Origin of the sequence: Rhodococcus wratislaviensis (assembly GCF_041228765.1) — a bacterium.
Taxonomy (GTDB): domain Bacteria; phylum Actinomycetota; class Actinomycetes; order Mycobacteriales; family Mycobacteriaceae; genus Rhodococcus_F; species Rhodococcus_F wratislaviensis.
This window is the reverse complement of record NZ_CP150488.1, coordinates 2,718,434-2,737,942: the sequence shown is the minus strand read 5'-3', so window position 1 is coordinate 2,737,942 and position 19,509 is coordinate 2,718,434. Positions and strand designations below refer to the sequence as shown.

Below are 19,509 nucleotides of genomic sequence, written 5' to 3'. Positions count from 1 at the left end.
CCGTACATGCGCACCTTCTCCAAGCGCGCCCTCGCTGCACCGACCGCGCTCGCCGCCATCGGGCTCGTGCTGACCGGTTGCGGCAGCAAGGCGTCCGACACGGTCGGCGAGTCCACCGCGGCGTCCTGTGTGGACACCTCCGGGGACACGATCAAGGTCGGGTCGCTGAACTCGCTGTCCGGCACGATGGCCATCAGCGAGGTGACCGTCCGGGATTCGATCGCACTCGCGGTCGACGAGATCAACAACTCGGGCGGCGTGCTCGGCAAGAAGATCCAGATCGTCGCGGAGGACGGGGCCTCGGAGCCCACCGTGTTCGCCGAGAAGGCGGAGAAGCTGATCAGCAGTGACTGCGTCGCAGCCGTGTTCGGCGGCTGGACGTCGTCGAGCCGCAAGGCGATGCTGCCCGTGTTCGAGGACAACAACTCGCTGCTCTACTACCCCGTGCAGTACGAGGGGCTCGAGGATTCGAAGAACATCTTCTACACCGGGGCCACCACCAACCAGCAGATCGTGCCCGCCCTCGACTACCTGAAGGAGAAGGGCGTCAAGTCGCTGTACCTGGTGGGCAGCGACTACGTGTTCCCCCAGACCGCCAACCGCATCATCAAGGCGTACGCGGAGGCCAACGGCATCGAGATCAAGGGTGAGGACTACACCCCGCTAGGCTCCACCGACTTCTCCACCATCGTCAACAAGGTCCGCTCCGCCGATGCGGACGCCGTCTTCAACACCCTCAACGGCGACTCCAACGTCGCGTTCTTCCGCGAGTACGCGAACGTCGGCCTGAAGCCCGCCGACATGCCCGTCGTGTCCGTGTCGATCGCCGAGGAGGAGGTCGGCGGTATCGGCGTCCAGAACATCGAGGGCCAGCTGACCGCATGGAACTACTACCAGACCATCGACACGCCGGAGAACAAGAAGTTCGTCGACGCGTACAAGGCTCGGTACGGCGCGAACAAGCCGACGTCCGACCCGATGGAAGCCGCGTACACGTCCGTGTACCTGTGGAAGAACACCGTCGAGAAGGCGAACTCCTTCGCCACCAAGGACATCCAGGACAACGCGGACGGCGTCACGTTCGCCGCGCCGGAGGGACTGGTCACCATCGACGGGTCCAACCACCACATCACCAAGACCGCGCGCATCGGCGAGATCCGGAACGACGGCCTGATCTACACGGTCTGGGATTCGGGCACCCCGATCCAGCCGGACCCGTACCTGAAGTCCTACCCGTGGGCCGAGTCGCTGGGTAGCTAGAACACGGTCCGACGAGCACGAGGGAAGAGAGAGGACATACATCGATGGATGTAGTGATCGGGCAGCTGTTCACCGGGTTGAGTATCGGATCGATCCTGTTGCTGGCAGCGCTGGGGCTGTCGTTGACGTTCGGCCAGATGGGCGTCATCAACATGGCCCACGGCGAATTCATCATGGCCGGCTCGTACACGGCATACGTGGTGCAGCAGGTGGTGTCGAGCGCCACCGGTTCTCTGTTCATCTCTCTGCTCGTCGGCTTCGTGGTCGGTGGCGCGATGGGTGTCCTCCTCGAGGTCACCCTCGTCAAGCGGATGTACCACCGGCCGCTGGACACACTGCTGGTGACGTTCGGTGTGGGGTTGATCCTGCAGCAGCTGGCGCGGGACGTCTTCGGTGCGCCCGCAGTCAACGTCGCCGCACCGGAGTGGCTCTCCGGCGGTGTGGAGATCCTGGGCGCGGTGGTGCCGAAGACGCGCCTGTTCATCCTGGTGCTGGCCGTCGTGGCCGTCGTCGCATTGTCGCTGGCAATGCAGAAGTCCCCGATGGGACGTCGCATCCGCGCCGTCGTGCAGAACCGCGACCTCGCGGAGACCAGCGGGATCTCCAGTCGCCGAACCGATGTGACGACGTTCTTCATCGGTTCCGGCCTGGCGGGCGTCGCGGGTGTGGCGCTCACCCTGATCGGCTCGACGAGCCCGACCATCGGGCAGAGCTACCTCATCGACGCGTTCCTGGTGGTCGTGGTCGGCGGCCTGGGTCAGATGAAGGGCGCGGTGATCGCCGCGTTCGCCCTCGGCATCCTCAATTCGTTCGTCGAGTACTCGACCACGGCGTCGATCGCCAAGGTCATCGTGTTCGTGGTCATCGTGGTGTTCCTCCAGGTTCGGCCGCAGGGCCTGTTCGCCGTCAAGACGAGGAGTCTCGTATGAGCATCCTGACGAGTGGCCGCTACCGCGCGTGGGCGGGATTCGCACTGGCCGCACTGCTTCTGTTCGTCGTCGCCCCCGCGGTTCTCAGCGACTTCCGGCTGAGTCTGCTCGGCAAGTTCCTGTGCTTCGCGATCGTCGCGGTCGGTATCGGCCTGGCGTGGGGCCGCGGCGGCATGCTCACCCTCGGCCAGGGTGTCTTCTTCGGGCTGGGCGCCTACATGATGGCGATGCACCTGAAGATCGCCGACGCCGAACTCCGCGGCGACACCGTGCCCGACTTCATGCAGATCGCGGGCATCCGCGAACTGCCGGGCTACTGGGTGCCGTTCACGTCGCCGATCGTGACGATCCTGGGAATCCTGCTGATCCCGGCGCTGGTGGCGTTCGTCCTCGGGCTCGGCGTGTTCAAGCGCCGCGTCAAGGGCGCCTACTTCGCGATCCTCAGCCAGGCGCTCGCCGCCGCGTTCGCCATCCTGCTGGTGGGTCAGCAGAGCACCGGAGGAAGCAACGGTCTCAACCGGTTCCGCACGTTCTTCGGTTTCAACCTGAACGATCCGGCCAACAAGCAGATGTTGTTCTTCATCGCCGCCGGCGTGCTGCTGGCCGTGGTCGCCGTCACCCGGCAGCTGATGAACAGCCGTTACGGCGAACTGCTCGTCGCCGTCCGGGATCAGGAGGAGCGCGTGCGCTTCCTCGGATACGACCCGGCGAACATCAAACTCGTCGCCTACGTGACGGCCGCGTTCTTCGCGGGCCTCGCCGGCGCGCTGTTCGTGCCGATCGTCGGCATCATCTCCCCCGCCGACGTCGGGATCGTCCCGTCGATCGCGTTCCTGATCGGGGTGGCCATCGGCGGACGTTCCACACTCCTCGGCCCGGTCCTCGGCGCCATCGGGGTGGCGTGGGCGCAGAGCGCGTTCTCGGAGTCGTTCCCGTCCGGCTGGACGTACGCGCAGGGCCTGCTGTTCATCGTCGTCGTCGGCTTCTTCCCGGCCGGTGTCGCGGGACTGTTCGCGCTACTCAAGCGGAAGAGGAAGGCGTCCGCCGACGAACCTGCCCCGCCCGGACCGGAAGACGAAACCGAGGCGACGGAACGAATGGAGATGGCCCGATGACGATTCCTGCCACGGCCAAGGAGCCCGTCCTCGGCGGCAACGCCGGAATGTCCAGCGAGTACCTCGAGGTCCGGGACCTTCGGGTCAGCTTCGACGGCTTCAAGGCGGTCGACGGCGTCGACCTCACCCTGATGCAGGGTGACCTGCGGTTCCTCATCGGCCCCAACGGCGCCGGCAAGACCACTCTCGTCGACGCCATCACCGGGCTCGTCCCCGCGACGGGTTCGGTCACGAAATCCGGTGTCGAGTTGGTCGGCAAGAAGGTGCACCGCATCGCCCGGCTCGGCGTGGGCCGCACGTTCCAGACCGCGAGCGTGTTCGAGGAATTGACGGTTCTCCAGAACCTCGACATCGCGGCGGGCGCGGGCCGCTCGGCACTCACGCTGCTGCGCCGACGCAAGACGGTGCTCCCCGCCATCGAGGAGGCGCTCGACGTCACGGGTCTCGGCAAACTCCGCGACACCCCGGCGGGAATCCTCGCGCACGGGCAGAAGCAGTGGCTCGAGATCGGGATGCTGCTGGTGCAGAACTGCTCCGTCCTGCTGCTCGACGAACCGGTGGCAGGCATGAGCCACGACGAACGCGACGAGACGGGAAACCTGCTGCGCCGCATCGGCGGTGAGCGGACCGTCGTGGTGGTCGAGCACGACATGGACTTCATGCGCGCGTTCGCGACGTCGGTGACCGTGCTGCACGCCGGGAAGGTGCTGAGCGAGGGAACCGTGGAGCAGGTGCAGGCCGATCCGCGTGTGCAGGAGGTGTATCTCGGGACCGCCGCGGCCGGCGCCGCACCCGAGTTGCAGCCCGAAGTTTCGAAGGAGGACAGCGATGCTCGAGCTTGACGACATCCGGGCCGGATACGGCCGAACCGAAGTGATCCACGGAGTCTCGCTGACGGTCCCGTCGGACGGTGTGGCCGCGGTGATGGGACACAACGGCGCGGGCAAGACCACGCTTCTCCGGGCCGCGGTCGGACTGATCAAGGTCAACTCGGGGCGAGTGCTGTTCGACGGCGAGGACGTCACGGCGCTTCGGCCGAGTGCCCGGGTGGCGCGTGGCCTCGCCTACGTGCCGCAGGGCCAGCAGTCGTTCGGTCAGCTGACCACCGCGGAGAATCTTCAGGTGGTGGCCGACGGCCGCAAGCGCGGAAAGGAACTCGTCGGCGAGGTGCTGGATCTGTTCCCGGCTTTGCGCGGCCTGCTCGACCGTCGTGCCGGTCTCCTCTCCGGCGGGCAACGTCAGCAACTCGCCATCGCGCGGGCCCTGATCACGGAACCGACGATGCTGATCCTCGACGAACCGACGGAGGGCATTCAGCCGTCCGTCGTGGCCGAGATCGAGCGCACCATCATGGAACTCACCCGCCGCGGCGGTCTGGGAGTTCTGTTGGTGGAGCAGCACATCGGGTTCGCGCTCGAATCCGCCGACAGCTATTATGTCCTCGAGTCGGGGCGGGTCACCTCCTCCGGCGCCGGTGGCGCCGCACCCGATTCCGACGTCCGTATCGCGGTCTCCGACGTCCGCGCGGCGATGGCCATCTGATGGCACGCCGAGAACCGGCCGGCTCCCTCAGCGATCACGTGTATCTGTCGCTGCGCACCGACCTGATGAGCGGCCGGATCCCGCCGGGACAGCGTCTGGGCGAGGAGCGTCTCGCCGACACCTACGGGGTGTCGCGGACGCCGGTGCGAGAGGCCCTGGCCCGGCTCCTCGCCGACGGACTCGTCCAGCGCGATGTGGGCGGTTTGTTTCCGTACCGCCCTCGCATCGACGAGCTGGCCGGACTGTACGAACTGCGCATCACGCTCGAGCTCCAGGGAATCGCCCGGGTCCGCGCCGACGAGTCGCTGTCGCACGACCCGGACGTTCTGGGCCCCGAGCTCGACCGGTGGTACGCGTTGCGGAAGGAGAACCCCGAGCCGGACGCCGGGTTCGTGGCCCTCGACGAGCAGTTCCACACCGTGCTGTTGCGGTCGGCGGGCAACCGGGCGCTGTCCGATGCGCTCGTCAACGTGAACGCGAAGGTGCGGCCGGTCCGGATGTTCGACTACCTCACCCCCGACCGCATGAGCGCGACCATCGACGAGCACATCTCGGTGGCCGAGTTCGCCCTCGACGGCAAGCTGGATACCGCGTACGACACGCTGCTCGCACACATCAGTGAGTCGCGAGAAGTGGTGATCGAGCGCGCTGAACAGGCACTTTCCCTCGCACGGATGGCGTGGGCGATCCGCGATTGAGACAGTTGTCCAACTCGGTTGGACATTTTTCCCACCAACGAACCGAGCGGGTGCTAGCGTCTTGCTACCGCTCGGTAACACAGGTTGGGAACTCGCTTCATGTCACGCACTCTCGAAGAGAATCTGGTCGGACGCCGCGTCCTGATCACCGGCGCAGCCCGGGGTATCGGCGCCGGACTCGCCAGACGACTTCACGAGCGGGGCGCCCGTGTCGGGCTGCTCGGCCTCGAACCCGAACTTCTCGAACAGACGGCCACCACGTGCGGCCGGGCGCCGTGGCGTCGATGCGACATCCGCGACCGCCGAGCGGTCGAGGACTCGGTCGACTACCTCGCCGACCGCCTCGGCGGCCTCGACGTCGTCGTCGCCAACGCGGGCGTGACGCCGCCGGCACGCATCGTCGAGGGCGATCCGGACGTGATGCGGTACGCCATCGAGGTGAACGTGATGGGGACGTACCACACGCTGCGGGCCGCGGGACCGTACATCGGACACCGCAACGGGTACGCGCTCGTCGTGGCGTCGTCGACGACGTTCAGCCCCCTGCGCGGTGTGCACGGCGCGACGCGAGGCGGCGCCGAGGAACTCGGCGAGGCCCTGCGGGAAGAGATGAAGCCGCTGGGGACCCGGGTCGGTATCGCCCGGCTCGGCGAGATCGACACGGACCGGACCCTGATCGACTTCGACGGCGTCGCGGTGCCCCCACCCCGCGGCAGCGCACTGGCCCGGACCTCCTCGATCACGGTGGCGGTCGACGCACTCGAACGGGGAATCGCGGGGCGGAAGAATCGGATATACGCGCCGTCCCGGGTACCCGGGACGGATTCTGTGCGTATGCTCGCACTTCGGGCCACGGAGATGACCCGTTCGATCGAACTACGCGCGCACGCAGCCGTTCCCGCGAGGGGACGAGTAGAAGGAGAGGGGGCGGCGTGACCGCACGCATTCCACCCGGACGTCTGAAGGAACTCGGCCCCGTCAACTGGGTGCTGTGGCGAATCATCTCCCGTGTCGCCGGTGTGCCGGATGCACATCTGTTCAGTACGGTGGGCCGCACGAGGGGCCTCTTCCGTGCGTGGCTGCAGTACTCCGGCAAGATGATGCCGGGCGGGCAGATCTCCCGGTACGAGACCGAGCTGATCATCCTCCGGGTGGCACACCTGAGGAAGTGCGGCTACGAGATGGACCACCACGTGCGCCTCGGACGGCGGGCGGGCGTCACCCCGGCGCACCTCGAACAGGTGCTGGAAGGTCCCGCCGCGGAGGGCTGGGACGCGCGACGCCGCGCCATCCTCACCGCCGTCGACCAACTCGTCACCACCGACAACCTCGACGATGCCGCATGGTCGGCGCTGAGCACCCACTTCGACGACCGCCGGATGATCGAATTCTGTTTTCTGGTGACCCAGTACGACGCCCTGGCCACCACCATCGGGACTCTGAGGATCGAACGCGACTATTCGTAGGTTCCGCATCGCGTAGAGAAGAGGAACGGCCGCATGACATCCGCTACCGACGAAGTCCGTTCCGAGAAGGGGCTGGCGCGGGTCGCGCAGTCGCTGGCCGGCTGGACGGAGAAATGGTTTCCGGACGCCTACGTCTTCGCGCTCGTCGGCGTCTTCGTCGTCTCGGTGGCCGCACTGGCCAACGGTTCGTCGCCGCAGACGGTCGTGGACGCATTCGGTGACGGTTTCTGGGATCTGACGGCGTTCACCCTGCAGATGGCCATGGTGGTGCTGACCGGATACGTCGTCGCCACGTCCCCACCGGTCGCCCGGCTGATCGATCGCCTGGCCCTGGTGCCTCAGTCGGCGCGCACCGCAGTCAGTTTCGTCGCATTCCTGTCCATGTCGGTCTCCTTCCTGAACTGGGGGCTCAGTCTGGTGTTCGGCGGGCTGCTCGCCCGGGCGATCGCCCGCCGATCCGACCTGCGAGTCGACTACCGCGCGCTCGGCGCTGCGGCCTTCATGGGTCTGGGCGCCGTGTGGGCGCTCGGCATGTCCTCGTCCGCCGCGCAACTCCAGGCCACAGCCGCATCCCTGCCGCCGGCCCTGCTGGAGATCACCGGCGTCCTCGACTTCGGGACCACCATCTTCACCTGGCAGTCGCTGCTGATGTGCGTGATCATCATCGCCCTGACCGTGGTGATCGCCCACTTCTCCGCGCCGAGAGGCGCGGCCGTCACCACCGCCGAGGATCTGGACGTCGACCTGGACGACCGGCCGAAGGAGGTGGCACCCCGATCGCGACCGGGAGAGTGGCTCGAATACAGCCGGATCCTGCCGGCGCTGGCCGGTCTGATGACGTTGGGATGGCTGATCTCCCAGCTGGTGACCGAACCCGTGCTCACCGTCGTCAGTAGCCTGAACGCCTATCTGCTGGTCTTCCTGATGCTGGGGCTGGTGCTGCACGGGACGCCGCGCAAATTCCTGCAAGCCGTCGCGCTGGCCGTCCCGGCCACGGCCGGCATCCTGGTCCAGTTTCCGCTGTACGCGGCGATGGCCGCGATCCTCACGAAGGCCGAGGGCAGAAATGGCCTCACCATCTCCGAGCATCTGGCCGAGTTCTTCACGAACATCGGCAGTGGCGGCGGCTTCACCGTCGTCATCGCCCTCTACACGGTCGTGCTGGGTCTCTTCGTTCCGTCCGGAGGCGGAAAATGGCTGGTCGAGGCGCCCTACGTCATGCAGTCGGCCACCGATGTCGGGATGAACCTGGGCTGGACGGTCCAGGTGTACAACGTCGCCGAGGCCCTGCCGAACCTGATCAACCCGTTCTTCATGCTGCCCTTGCTCGCAGTGCTGGGGCTCAAGGCGCGCGATCTGGTGGGATTCACGTTCCTGCAGTTCATGTTCCACCTGCCGGTGGTCCTGCTCCTGGTATGGCTGCTCGGAACGACGTTCGACTTCGTGCCCCCGGTGCAGCCGTCCTCACCGTGACCCCGACGCGCGCAGGCCGTGAGAGGTCTTACTAACCCACGCTTTACCTCGAGAAATCTCGGTGAAACACCCCGTCCTTAGCGTATACAACCATGTCCACAGGGATGAATACGCCGCCGATCGAGTACTCCTTCGACACTCTGCTCGTCGCGAACCGGGGCGAAATCGCCTGCCGCATCATGCGATCGGCACACCTCCTCGGACTGAAGACGGTCGCGGTCCACTCGGACGCCGATTCGGCTGCCGCGCACGTCGAGATGGCCGACGTCGCCGTCCGGCTGGGCCCGGCTCCCGCCCACGAGTCGTATCTGCGGGCCGACGCCGTCGTGGAGGCCGCCTTGGCGACGGGCGCGGGCGCGATTCATCCCGGATACGGCTTCCTCTCGGAGAACGACGCGTTCGCCGCGGCAGCCGAATCCGCCGGGATCGCGTTCGTCGGCCCCACCCCCGAACAGCTGCGCACGTTCGGGAACAAGCACACGGCACGCGAAGCAGCCCGCGCCGTCGGCGTCCCGCTCGTCGCGGGCAGCGGGCTCCTCGACTCCGTCGACGCCGCCCTGTCCGCGGCCTCCGACATCGGCTATCCGGTGATGATCAAGGCGGTCGGTGGCGGCGGGGGCATCGGGATGCAGGCGTGCTTCGACGCCGCGGAACTCCGCGAAGCCTACGATCGCGTCCAGCGACTCGCCCAGGCCAACTTCTCCTCGTCCGGGGTGTTCCTGGAGCGCTTCGTCGCCCGTGCCCGGCACATCGAGGTGCAGGTGTTCGGCGACGGTCTCGGCCGCACGCTGAGCCTCGGCACCCGCGACTGCTCACTGCAGCGCCGCAATCAGAAAGTGGTCGAGGAGGCCCCGGCGCCCGGACTCCCCGACGAGGTGGTGGAACAACTGCTCAGCTCGTCCCGCAGTCTCGCGTCCTCGGTGAGCTACCGGTCCGCCGGCACCGTCGAGTTCGTCTACGACGTGGACCGCGGCGAGGCGTCGTTCCTCGAGATGAACACGCGACTGCAGGTCGAGCACCCGGTGACCGAGGAGGTCACCGGGGTGGACCTCGTCGAGTGGATGCTGAGGCTCGCCCGTGGGGACGGTTCCATGCTCGACGGGCTGCCCGACTCCGGACCCGAGATCAGGGGAACCGCCGTCGAGGCGCGCATCTACGCCGAGGACCCCGGCCACGACTACCGTCCCAGCGCTGGACGGCTCACAGGCGTGGAGTTCCCAGCTCACACCCGGGTCGAGACGTGGGTCGACACGGGCACCGAAGTGAGCGCCTACTACGACCCGATGCTGGCGAAGGTGATCACCCGCGGGCACCGGCGCACAGCGGCGTTCGCCGCCCTCGCAGAGGCACTCGCCGACACGCACATCTACGGGATCCAGACCAACCTGCCCCAGCTGCGGCGGATCTGCGTCGCCGACACCGTTCTGAGTGCCGAGCACACCACGCAGTCGCTGGCCGATCTGCGGCCCACCGGTCGCCGCGTCGACGTGCTCCGCGCCGGGACGATGACCACCGTGCAGGACCACCCCGGCCGAATCGGATTGTGGGAGGTCGGGATTCCCCCGTCGGGCCCGATGGACGACCTGTCGTTCCAGTTGGTCAATACCGCTGTCGGCAATCCGGTCGGCGCACCGGGGCTCGAATGCACCCTGCAGGGGCCGCGTCTCGTGTTCTCGGACGCCACCGTGATCTGCGTCGGCGGCGCCGACACCCCGGTCACGCTCGACGGCGAACCTCTCGCCCTGTGGGAACCGGTGGAAGTGCCTGCCGGGTCCGTCCTCGACGTCGGCACTCCGGCGGACACGGGCCTGCGGACGTACGTCGCGTTCCGGGGCGGCATCGACGCTCCGCTGTACCACGGCAGTGCGTCCACGTTCACGCTCGGCGGATTCGGCGGCATCACCGGCAAGGCCGTCACCACCGGTGACGTGCTGGGACTGTTCGACGACTCGCTGTTCGAGAACACCACGGGTCTCGGCGCACCGCATCCCGTCCCGGAGGACTCGCGTCCCGAGTTCACCCACGTGTGGCATCTCGCCGTCACCGAGGGACCGCAACCGGCGCCCGCCTACTTCACCGACTCCGACATGGCGCAGTTCTACGACACCACCTGGAAGGTCCAGACCCACGCGAACCGGACCGGGCTCCGACTCGACGGCCCCAAGCCGGTCTGGTCGAGGACCGACGGCGGCGACGCCGGGCTGCACCCGTCGAACCTGCACGACAACCCGTACAGCGTCGGAGCGCTCAACGTCTCCGGCGACACCCCGATTCTGCTCGGCCCCGACGGCCCGAGCCTCGGCGGCTTCGCGTGCCCCCTCACCGTGGTGAAGGCGCACCGGTGGAAACTCGGGCAGATCCGGCCAGGCGACGAAGTGCGGTTCGTCGCCGTCTCCGACGACGGCGCGCACGTGCTGCGATCGTCGGATTCGTCTCGCAGACTGGATGTTCCGCCCACGGCAACCCGAACGGCCAACAGCGACGGCGGGGTCCTGTCCCGCATCGCGCCCGTACTGAACCGTCCGGAGGTCGCGTACCTCCGCGGCGGCGACGACAACATCCTCGTCGAGTACGGCGACCGGGAACTCGACCTCGGACTCCGCATGCGCGTCCACGCGCTGTCGGAAGCGCTGATCCGGCGCCGGGTTCCGGGCATCATCGACATCACCCCGGGTGTGCGCTCCCTGCACCTGCACTTCGACGCCGACGAACTTCCCGCCTGCCGGTTGCTGGACATCCTCCAGGACATCGAGGAACTGCTGCCCGCGACACACGACCTGGTGGTGCCGAGCCGCACGGTCCGGTTGCCGCTGTCGTTCGACGACCCGTCCATCGCCGAGGCCATCGACCGGTACCGCAACGGTGTCCGCGACGACGCGCCGTGGCTGCCGTCGAACACCGAGTTCATCCGGCGCATCAACGGTTTGGACAGCGTCGACGACGTCCGCGACGCCGTGTTCGACGCCGAATACCTGGTGCTCGGACTCGGCGACGTCTACCTCGGCGCACCCCTGGCTGTGCCCCTCGACCCGCGGCACCGGCTGATCACCACCAAGTACAACCCGGCCCGCACGTGGACGCCGTCCGACGCGGTCGGGATCGGCGGCAAGTACCTGTGCGTCTACGGCATGGAGTCGCCGGGCGGCTACCAGCTGATCGGCCGCACCGTCCCGATCTGGTCGGGCTACCGGCAGCACCGCCCGTTCGAGGAGGGCACACCGTGGATGTTCCGGTTCTTCGACCGCATCGTGTGGGAACCCGTCACCCCGGAGCAGCTGCGCGAATACCGCGAGCAGGCGGCCGCGGGGCGGTTCGACGCGGAGATCTCCGACGGCACGTTCGCGTTCGCCGACCACCTGAAGTTCCTGCGGGACAACGCCGAATCCATCGCCGAATTCGACTCCCGGCAGTCCGCGGCGTTCGAGGCGGAGAAGTCAGCGTGGCGCGCGTCGGGCGAATTCGACCGCATCGAACAGGCTCCCGCACCCGAACCGTCCGCACGGGTCGACCTCCCGCCCGGGGCTGTCGTCGTCGAGGCTCCCATGGTCGGCAGCGTGTGGCGCGTCGAAGTCGAAGCCGGGCAACGCATCGAACCGGGTCAGAACGCCGTGGTACTCGAGGCGATGAAACTCGAGATGCCGGTCGCGTTCACCACAACCGGAACAGTCCTCGAAGTCCTCGTGTCACCGGGCGCGATCGTCGAACCGGGCACCCCTCTCGTCGTGATTGGAGCAGAAAACTGATGACTGTCGATGCCGTGAACCGCGGACAGACCACCCTCTCCCCCACCGCCCGTGTCGAGGACGCCTTCCGGCGGATCGCCGAGGTGGACCGTCCGGAGGTGTGGATCACCCTCCGGCCCGCCGAGGACGTGCACGCGGACGCCGTTGCCGTGCAGGCGCGTCTCAATGCCGGCGAGCGCCTCCCCCTGGCCGGGAAGGTCGTGGCGGTCAAGGACAACATCGACGTCGCGGGACTGCCGACGTCGGCCGCGTGCCCCGAGTTCGCCTACCTCCCCGACGTCACCGCGAGCGCCGTGCGCCGCCTGGTCGAGCAGGGCGCCGTCGTGCTGGGGAAGACGAACCTCGACCAGTTCGCGACCGGGCTGGTCGGGACACGCAGTCCGTACGGCGCCGTCCGGTGCTCGTGGGATCCCGAACGAGTGTCGGGCGGATCCAGTTCGGGTTCCGCCGTGGCCGTCGCCCTCGGCATCGCCGACATCGGAATCGGCACCGACACAGCGGGATCCGGTCGAGTTCCGGCCGCGTTCAACGGTCTCGTCGGCATCAAGGCGACACTCGGCGTCATCCCCGCCGACGGCGTGGTCCCCGCCTGCGTCGACTACGACTGCGTCACCGTCTTCGCCACCGAACTCGACACCGCCGTGACCGCCGCCCGCATCATGTCGGGCCTGGCGAGTGCGGACCCGCGGAGCCGCGCATGGCCGTCCGACGTCCGCCTGGCGGCGCCCGCGCAGCCGAGGGTCGCGATTCCCGCGGAAGGGAATCTCGCCCTGCTGGCACCGGAGTACCGCGCGGCCTTCGTCGCCACGGTGGCGTCGTTGACGGACCGAGGTGTCTACGTCGAGGCGGTCGACATCTCCCCGCTCCTCGACGCCGCCCGGCTGCTGTACGACGGCGCCGTGGTCGCCGAGCGGTACACCGCTGTCGGGAAGTTCCTCGACACCGCACCGGCAGGCGCCGATCCGGTGGTCACCGCCATCGTCGAGTCGGCGAGGAAGCCGGCGGGCCACGAGTTCGCCGCCGACCTCGACACGCTCACCCGCGTCAAGGCGCAGACGCGGGAACTGCTGGCCGGTTTCGACGGCCTCCTGCTGCCCACCACCACCGAACACCCGACCATCGCTGCCGTGCAAGCCGATCCGATCGACATCAACCGGCGGATGGGCACGTACACGAACTTCTGCAACCTGCTCGACATGGCGGCCGTCGCGGTCCCGGGCGCCCCGACCGCCGCCGGCGCACCGTTCGGTGTCATGTTCGTGGTGCCGGCGTTCGCCGATCAGGTGGCCGTGGACCTCGCGGCCCGGCTCGTCGGCGTACCGGCGCCCACCCTCGTCGAGGACGGCGTCGAACTCGCCGTGTTCGGGGCCCACCTGCGCGGACAGCCCCTGCATTTCCAGCTCGAGGACATCGGCGCACGATTCGTCGACACCGTCACCACCACGGACGCCTACCGGCTCACCGCACTCGCCACGACGCCACCCAAGCCCGGCCTCGTCCGCCGCGGCCCCGGCGCGGGAGCGGCGATCGTCGGGGAACTGTTCCGGGTGTCACCCGCCGGGCTCGGCAACTTCCTCGCCGCCCTGCCCGCCCCGATGGCGCTGACGAGCGTCGAGTTGTCCGACGGCCGCGCCGTGGTGGGCTTCAGCTGCACCCACGACGCGGTCGACGGGGCCACGGACATCACCGAGTTCGGCAGTTGGGTTGCTTACGCCCGTGAGTACTTGTCAACCGCGGGCGGTTAATAAGTACTCACGGCAAGGGCGGTGGCGGCAGGGGTCGAGTTGCGGCCGATCAGCTTCTGCAGGTCGCCGCTCTCGGTGTCGAGGGCGCCGACGGCAACTCCCGCATCGGAGTCGGCGAGCATGCTCGCGATCGGTGCGGGCAGTCCGGCGCCCTCGAGAACCGCGGCGTACTCGGCCTGCGGAAGGTCCTTGTACGAGACCGGCTTTCCGAGGACGGACGAGATGACCTCCGCCAGTTCGCCGTACGTCAGGCGCTCGTCGCCACCCACTTCGTACACCCTGCCTGCCTGCCCGTCGGCGAGCAGGACCGCGGCGGCCGCCTCGGCATAGTCCTTGCGGGCGGCGGCGGCGACGACACCCGTTCCGGCACTGCCGAACAGCGCACCGGTCTCGGCCGCAGCGGGAATGCTGCCGAGGTAGTTCTCCCAGTACCAGCCGTTGCGGAGCAGCGCGAAGTCGATTCCTGACTGCGTCAGCCGGTCCTCCGTGGCGCGGTGTTCCACAGCCAAGCCGATCGGGCTGTTCTGCGCGTCGAGGACGCTGGTGTAGGCGACGAAGCCGACGTCAGCGGCCTTCGCGGCATCGATCACGTTGGCGTGCTGGGCAATCCGCTGACCGACCTCGCTGCCGGAGACGAGCAGCAGCTTGTCGACGCCGGCGAAGGCGGTCTCGAGTGCGGCGCGATCGCTGTAGTTCGCCTGCCTGATCTCGACGCCCTTGGCGGCGAGGTCGGCGGCCTTGGCCGGGGTGCGGACCACGGCGACGATGTCGCCGGCGGGGGTGCCCTGGTCGAGAAGTGCCTCGACGACGAGTCGACCGAGGTGTCCGGTTGCTCCTGTGACGGCGATGGTCATGACGAACTCCTAGCGCGTGAGGTGCGAGTTGACTGTTCAAGCTCACTTCTCATCATGCACTAATTTTTCGTAAGTGCAAATGCTCGAGTAAGCACTTCCTTCGCGTGGGGTAGACTGGACGCATGTCCGAGCTCGCACAGCCAGCACGAGAACACGAAGACGTCACCCTCGAGGCCGACGTCTTCGCGCGCGACTGCACGTCTCGCGAGACCCTGCAGACCATCACCGGTCGCTGGGGCGTGCTCGCGCTCGCGGCGCTGACCGAAGGCAGCTACCGGTTCAGCGCGCTTCGCCGACGCGTCGACGGCGTCAGCGAGCGCATGCTGTCGCAGACGTTGCAGGCCCTCGAGCGAGACGGACTCGTAGTCCGTGAGGTGCTCGAAGCCATCCCACCGAAGGTCGAGTACAGCCTGACTCCGCTCGGCGCCGACATCGGTTCACGCCTCGTCGGCCTGATCGAGCTCGTCGAATCGCGCATGCCCGACGTCCGGACGGCACAGGAGAAGTACGAGGCCGGTCGCGGCGTCAGCTGAGTTCGTCGAAGTCGGTTTCCTCGTCGACGATGTGGACCGCGGCCTCCTCGGCCGACGCGGCTCCCCCGTCGATGCCGATGTCGGACGCCACCAGGTCCTTCTCCTGGTCCTCGCCCACTCCCTCGTCCTCTGCGACGAGCCGGCCCGACCGCAGCCGCCCGACCTCGTTGTCGTCGAGGATCTCCGCGTTGTCGTCGTCTTCCAGAGCCGGGTCCGGTTCTTCCTCCGCGAGCCGCTGATCGAGGGTCTCGCCCTCACGCTGCTCCGCGGACGTCGTCCCGTACGCGTCCAGCCCGAGCGGCCTCTCCGGAGGCGAATAGCCCTCGTCGAGAACGTCGTCCACACCTCTGTCGACCAACGTGTCCTCCGGCTGCAACTGGTCCTCTTCGTCCAGGCTGTACTCGCCCTCGGATCCTTCTGGCGTGCTGTCCGGCATGGTCATCTTCCCCACGATGCCACCGGAACGGACGCTTCGCCATCGGATCGCGGAAGCAACCCGGTGAGAGACGAAAAGGGCCCGCACAGAGACTGTGCGGGCCCTTGCGGTGTTCGGGTCAGAAGTTGATCATGTGCCCGGCGAGACCGTGGATGGCCTCCTGCAGGGCTTCGCTGAGCGTCGGGTGCGTGTGCACGTTGCGGGCCAGCTCGTTGACCGTGAGGTCCCACTTCTGCGCGAGGGTCAGCTCGGGCAGCAGCTCGGAGACGTCGGGGCCGATGAGGTGTCCACCGAGCAGTTCGCCGTACTTCTTGTCGGCGATCAGCTTGACGAAACCGGTCGGGTCACCGAGGCCGTGCGCCTTGCCGTTGGCGGTGAACGGGAACGTCGCGACCTTCACGTCGTACCCCTCGTCCTTGGCCTGCTGCTCGGTGAGACCGAAGCTCGCGACCTGCGGCTGGCAGAACGTGGCCCGCGGCATCATCCGGTAGTCCTCGATCGGCAGCGTCTCGACGCCGGCGATCGTCTCGGCGGCCACGACGCCCTGAGCCTCGGCCACGTGGGCCAGCTGCAGCTTCATCGTCACGTCACCGATGGCGTAGATGTGCGGCACCGACGTCTGCATCGTGTCGGTGATGCCGATCGCACCACGATCGAGCTGCACGCCGGTCTTCTCGAGGCCGTAGCCCTCGACGCGGGGCGCGAACCCGACCGACTGCATCACCTTGTCGACCACGACGGTCTCGATGTCGCCGGACTTGTTGTTCTTGATCGAGACGGTGACCTTGCTGCCGTCGTCGTCGATGCTCTGGACGGCGGCACCGGTCTTGATCGTGACGCCGAGCTTCTTGTACTGCTTCTCGATCTCCTTGGAGACGTCCGCGTCCTCGTTGGGCAGCGCACGGTCGAGGAACTCGACGATCGTGACGTCCACTCCGTAGTTCTTCAGGACGTACCCGAACTCCATGCCGATCGCGCCGGCACCGACGATGAGGATCGACTCCGGGAGATCGCGGGTGAGGATCTGCTCCTCGTAGGTGACCACGTTCTCGCTGAGCGAGGTGCCCGGCAGCAGCTTGGTGGTGGAACCGGTGGCGATGATGGCGTTGTCGAACGTCACCGTCTCCGTCCCGCCCTTGGACAGCTCGACCGAGAGGGTGTTGGCGTCGGTGAACGACCCCTTGCCGTCGTACTCGGTGATCTTGTTCTTCTTCATCAAGAAGTGAACGCCCTTGACACGCCCGTCCGCGACCTTGCGGCTGCGGTCGTAGGCTGCGCCGAAATCGAAGGACGCCTCTCCCGAGATGCCGAACGTCTTGGCCTCTTTTGTGAAGAGATGCGCAAGTTCGGCATTGCGGAGAAGTGCCTTGGAGGGGATGCAGCCGACGTTCAGGCAGACACCGCCCCAGTACTTCTGCTCGATGATGGCGGTGCTCAATCCCAGCTGTGCCGCGCGGATAGCAGCGACGTACCCACCGGGACCGGCTCCGAGGACAACGACGTCATAGTGTGAGGTCACGGTTGTTCAGGGTAGTCCCGTCCGAAATCGCTGTCTCCACGCGGTCGTATTACCCGCCGGTAGCCTCATCCGTCACACCTTTGCCGCCGCGACCAGGCACGACACCGCCTGCAAGAATGGCGCCATGACGGATCCCTTCCTCTGGCTCGAAGATGTCACCGCGGAACGGTCACTCGACTGGGTGCGGGAGCGCAACGCCCGCACGCTCGCCGAGTACACCGAGAACGCCGAGTTCTCCGCGCTCGAGAGCCGGATCCTCGACGTGCTCGACACGGACGACCGGATCCCCTACGCCGGCATGCGCGGTGAGTACCTGTACAACTTCTGGCGCGACGGCGACCACAAGCGCGGCATCTGGCGGCGCACCACCCTCGAGCAGTACCGCACCGACAACCCGGAGTGGGACGTCCTGCTCGACGTCGACGCCCTCGCCGAACGTGAGGGCGAGAACTGGGTGTGGGCAGGGGCCAGCGTGCTGCGACCCGAGCAGTCGCGTGCCCTGCTGTCCTTCTCCCGCGGTGGCGCCGACGCGTCCGTGGTGCGCGAGTTCGACCTCGAGACGCGCGAATTCGTCGGCGGCGACCACGCATTCGACGTCCCCGAGGCGAAGACCAGCATCAGCTGGATCGACACGGACACCGTGTACGTCGGGACCGACTTCGGCGACGGCTCGATGACCGATTCCGGCTACCCCAGGATCGCGAAGCGCTGGCACCGCGGCACCCCGCTCACCGAGGCGGTCACCGTCTTCGAGGGCGAGACCACCGACGTGTCCGTCGGCGCGTCGTACGACGACACTCCCGGATACGAGCGGCACTTCGTCGGCCGGTCCATGGACTTCTACAACTCCGAGCGCTACCAGCTGCTCCCGGACGGGTCGAAGGTCCGGATCGACACCCCCGACGACGCGGGCTCGTCCGTGTACCGCGACTGGTTGACCATCCGTCCGCGCACCGACTGGGAGGTGGACGGCACCGTCTACCCGGCCGGGTCGCTGCTCGCCGCGAACTACGCCGACTTCCTCGCCGGGTCACGGGAGCTGACGCCACTGTTCACCCCGGACGAGCACACGTCCCTCGAGCAGGGGACATGGACCCGGAACCACCTCCTCCTCGTGCGACTGTCGGACGTGCAGACCAAGCTGTCGGTGCTCACGCCGAACGACACCGGGTGGGAGGAGAAGCCCCTCGACGGTGTACCGGAACTCACGGCGAGCGGGATCATCAGCACCGACCCCCGCACCAGCGACAGCTTCTTCGTCAACTCCAGCGGATTCACGACGCCGGCGACGCTGCTGTACGGCACGGTCGGCGGACCGCTCGAACCCGTCAAGCAGGCGCCGTCGTTCTTCGACGCGGACGGCATGTCCGTGACGCAGCACTTCGCGGTGTCCGACGACGGAACCGAGATCCCCTACTTCGTCGTGCGCCGCGACGACGTCACCGGCCCCTGCCCCACCATGCTGTACGGATACGGGGGCTTCGAGAATTCGATGGTCCCGGGGTACAGCGGTTCGGTCGGGTTCGCGTGGCTCGAGCGCGGCGGCGCGTACGTGGTGGCGAACATCCGCGGCGGCGGCGAGTACGGCCCGTCGTGGCACACCCAGGCGGTGCGGGAGGGTCGTCACAGGGCTTTCGAGGACTTCGCCGCCGTCGCTCGCGACCTCGTGGCCCGGGGGATCACGACGTCGAAGCAGCTCGGGATCCAGGGCGGCAGCAACGGCGGACTCCTCATGGGTGTCATGCTCACCCGCTACCCGGAACTGTTCGGGGCGATCGTGTGCCAGGTTCCGCTCCTCGACATGAAGCGGTACCACCTGCTGCTCGCCGGGGCGTCCTGGATGGCCGAGTACGGCGATCCGGACAACCCGGACGACTGGAAGTTCATCAGCGAGTACTCGCCGTATCAGAACACCGACGCGACCGCGGACTACCCGCCGATCCTCGTCACCACGTCCACCCGCGACGATCGCGTCCACCCGGGCCACGCCCGCAAGATGACGGCGCTGCTCGAGGAGCAGGGCCACGAGGTCTGGTACTACGAGAACATCGAGGGCGGGCACGGCGGGGCGGCGGACAACGCGCAGGCCGCATTCAAGTCGGCGCTGACGTTCACGTTCCTGTGGGAGATGCTCACCCAACCGTGAGCACCTGCCGTGAGTACTTGTTAACCGCCCGCGGTTAACAAGTACTCACG

The 19,509-nt window shown here is 67.6% G+C and carries 16 protein-coding genes; 13 read left to right on the top strand and 3 right to left on the bottom strand.

Going from position 1 to position 19,509, the window contains the following annotated elements; translation table 11 throughout:
* Positions 1 to 6: 6 nt before the first annotated feature.
* The 11 genes from urtA to atzF all read left to right on the top strand — a co-directional run bounded on the left by urtA (position 7) and on the right by atzF (position 13,971).
* Complete coding sequence (gene urtA, locus WKC72_RS12320; protein WP_280779843.1) at positions 7 to 1,260, top strand: urea ABC transporter substrate-binding protein; 1,254 nt, start codon at positions 7 to 9, stop codon at positions 1,258 to 1,260.
* A 44-nt stretch (positions 1,261 to 1,304) separates the two neighbouring features.
* Entirely contained in the window at positions 1,305 to 2,189 is an 885-nt protein-coding gene (gene urtB / locus WKC72_RS12315; RefSeq protein ID WP_005251836.1) for an urea ABC transporter permease subunit UrtB, read from the top strand.
* Positions 2,186 to 3,304 (top strand): urea ABC transporter permease subunit UrtC, encoded by a 1,119-nt coding sequence (urtC, locus tag WKC72_RS12310; RefSeq protein ID WP_112301731.1) that lies wholly within the window; start codon positions 2,186 to 2,188, stop codon positions 3,302 to 3,304. Before urtB ends, urtC begins: the two co-directional genes overlap by 4 nt.
* Entirely contained in the window at positions 3,301 to 4,146 is an 846-nt protein-coding gene (gene urtD, locus WKC72_RS12305; protein WP_037237940.1) for an urea ABC transporter ATP-binding protein UrtD, read from the top strand. Before urtC ends, urtD begins: the two co-directional genes overlap by 4 nt.
* Entirely contained in the window at positions 4,133 to 4,846 is a 714-nt protein-coding gene (gene urtE / locus WKC72_RS12300; protein WP_037237942.1) for an urea ABC transporter ATP-binding subunit UrtE, read from the top strand. Before urtD ends, urtE begins: the two co-directional genes overlap by 14 nt.
* A complete protein-coding gene (locus WKC72_RS12295) occupies positions 4,846 to 5,544 on the top strand; it encodes a GntR family transcriptional regulator (protein WP_005251830.1) in 699 nt (232 codons plus the stop codon). The genes urtE and WKC72_RS12295 overlap by 1 nt, the downstream gene beginning before the upstream one ends.
* Positions 5,545 to 5,643: 99 nt before the next feature.
* Positions 5,644 to 6,480: an SDR family NAD(P)-dependent oxidoreductase gene (locus tag WKC72_RS12290; RefSeq protein ID WP_037237944.1), complete on the top strand. Its 837-nt coding sequence runs from the start codon at positions 5,644 to 5,646 to the stop codon at positions 6,478 to 6,480.
* Complete coding sequence (locus tag WKC72_RS12285) at positions 6,477 to 7,010, top strand: carboxymuconolactone decarboxylase family protein (RefSeq protein ID WP_370182757.1); 534 nt, start codon at positions 6,477 to 6,479, stop codon at positions 7,008 to 7,010. Before WKC72_RS12290 ends, WKC72_RS12285 begins: the two co-directional genes overlap by 4 nt.
* Before the next feature lie 33 nt (positions 7,011 to 7,043).
* Positions 7,044 to 8,483: a short-chain fatty acid transporter gene (locus WKC72_RS12280; RefSeq protein ID WP_370182755.1), complete on the top strand. Its 1,440-nt coding sequence runs from the start codon at positions 7,044 to 7,046 to the stop codon at positions 8,481 to 8,483.
* A 92-nt stretch (positions 8,484 to 8,575) separates the two neighbouring features.
* Positions 8,576 to 12,226: an urea carboxylase gene (gene uca / locus WKC72_RS12275; protein ID WP_370182753.1), complete on the top strand. Its 3,651-nt coding sequence runs from the start codon at positions 8,576 to 8,578 to the stop codon at positions 12,224 to 12,226.
* Entirely contained in the window at positions 12,226 to 13,971 is a 1,746-nt protein-coding gene (gene atzF / locus WKC72_RS12270; RefSeq protein ID WP_370182751.1) for an allophanate hydrolase, read from the top strand. Before uca ends, atzF begins: the two co-directional genes overlap by 1 nt.
* Here atzF and WKC72_RS12265 read toward each other — a convergent pair.
* Positions 13,968 to 14,825 (bottom strand): SDR family oxidoreductase, encoded by an 858-nt coding sequence (locus WKC72_RS12265; RefSeq protein WP_370182749.1) that lies wholly within the window; start codon positions 14,823 to 14,825, stop codon positions 13,968 to 13,970. The genes atzF and WKC72_RS12265 overlap by 4 nt on opposite strands.
* Positions 14,826 to 14,947: 122 nt before the next feature.
* On the opposite strand from WKC72_RS12265, the gene WKC72_RS12260 reads away from it, so the two are divergent.
* On the top strand, positions 14,948 to 15,358 hold the full coding sequence (locus WKC72_RS12260) for a helix-turn-helix domain-containing protein (protein ID WP_268789689.1): 411 nt from the start codon (positions 14,948 to 14,950) through the stop codon (positions 15,356 to 15,358).
* Here the strand turns inward: WKC72_RS12260 and WKC72_RS12255 are convergent.
* The gene (locus WKC72_RS12255) at positions 15,351 to 15,800 is read right to left on the bottom strand and encodes a DUF5709 domain-containing protein (protein ID WP_112301725.1); all 450 of its coding nucleotides are present in this window, start codon (positions 15,798 to 15,800) and stop codon (positions 15,351 to 15,353) included. The genes WKC72_RS12260 and WKC72_RS12255 overlap by 8 nt on opposite strands.
* A 112-nt stretch (positions 15,801 to 15,912) precedes the next feature.
* A complete protein-coding gene (lpdA, locus tag WKC72_RS12250; RefSeq protein WP_011594956.1) occupies positions 15,913 to 17,313 on the bottom strand; it encodes a dihydrolipoyl dehydrogenase in 1,401 nt (466 codons plus the stop codon).
* Positions 17,314 to 17,380: 67 nt separating this feature from the next.
* Between lpdA and WKC72_RS12245 the strand changes: the two genes are divergently transcribed.
* Positions 17,381 to 19,459 (top strand): prolyl oligopeptidase family protein, encoded by a 2,079-nt coding sequence (locus WKC72_RS12245; RefSeq protein ID WP_370184345.1) that lies wholly within the window; start codon positions 17,381 to 17,383, stop codon positions 19,457 to 19,459.
* The last annotated feature ends 50 nt before the right edge of the window (positions 19,460 to 19,509 follow it).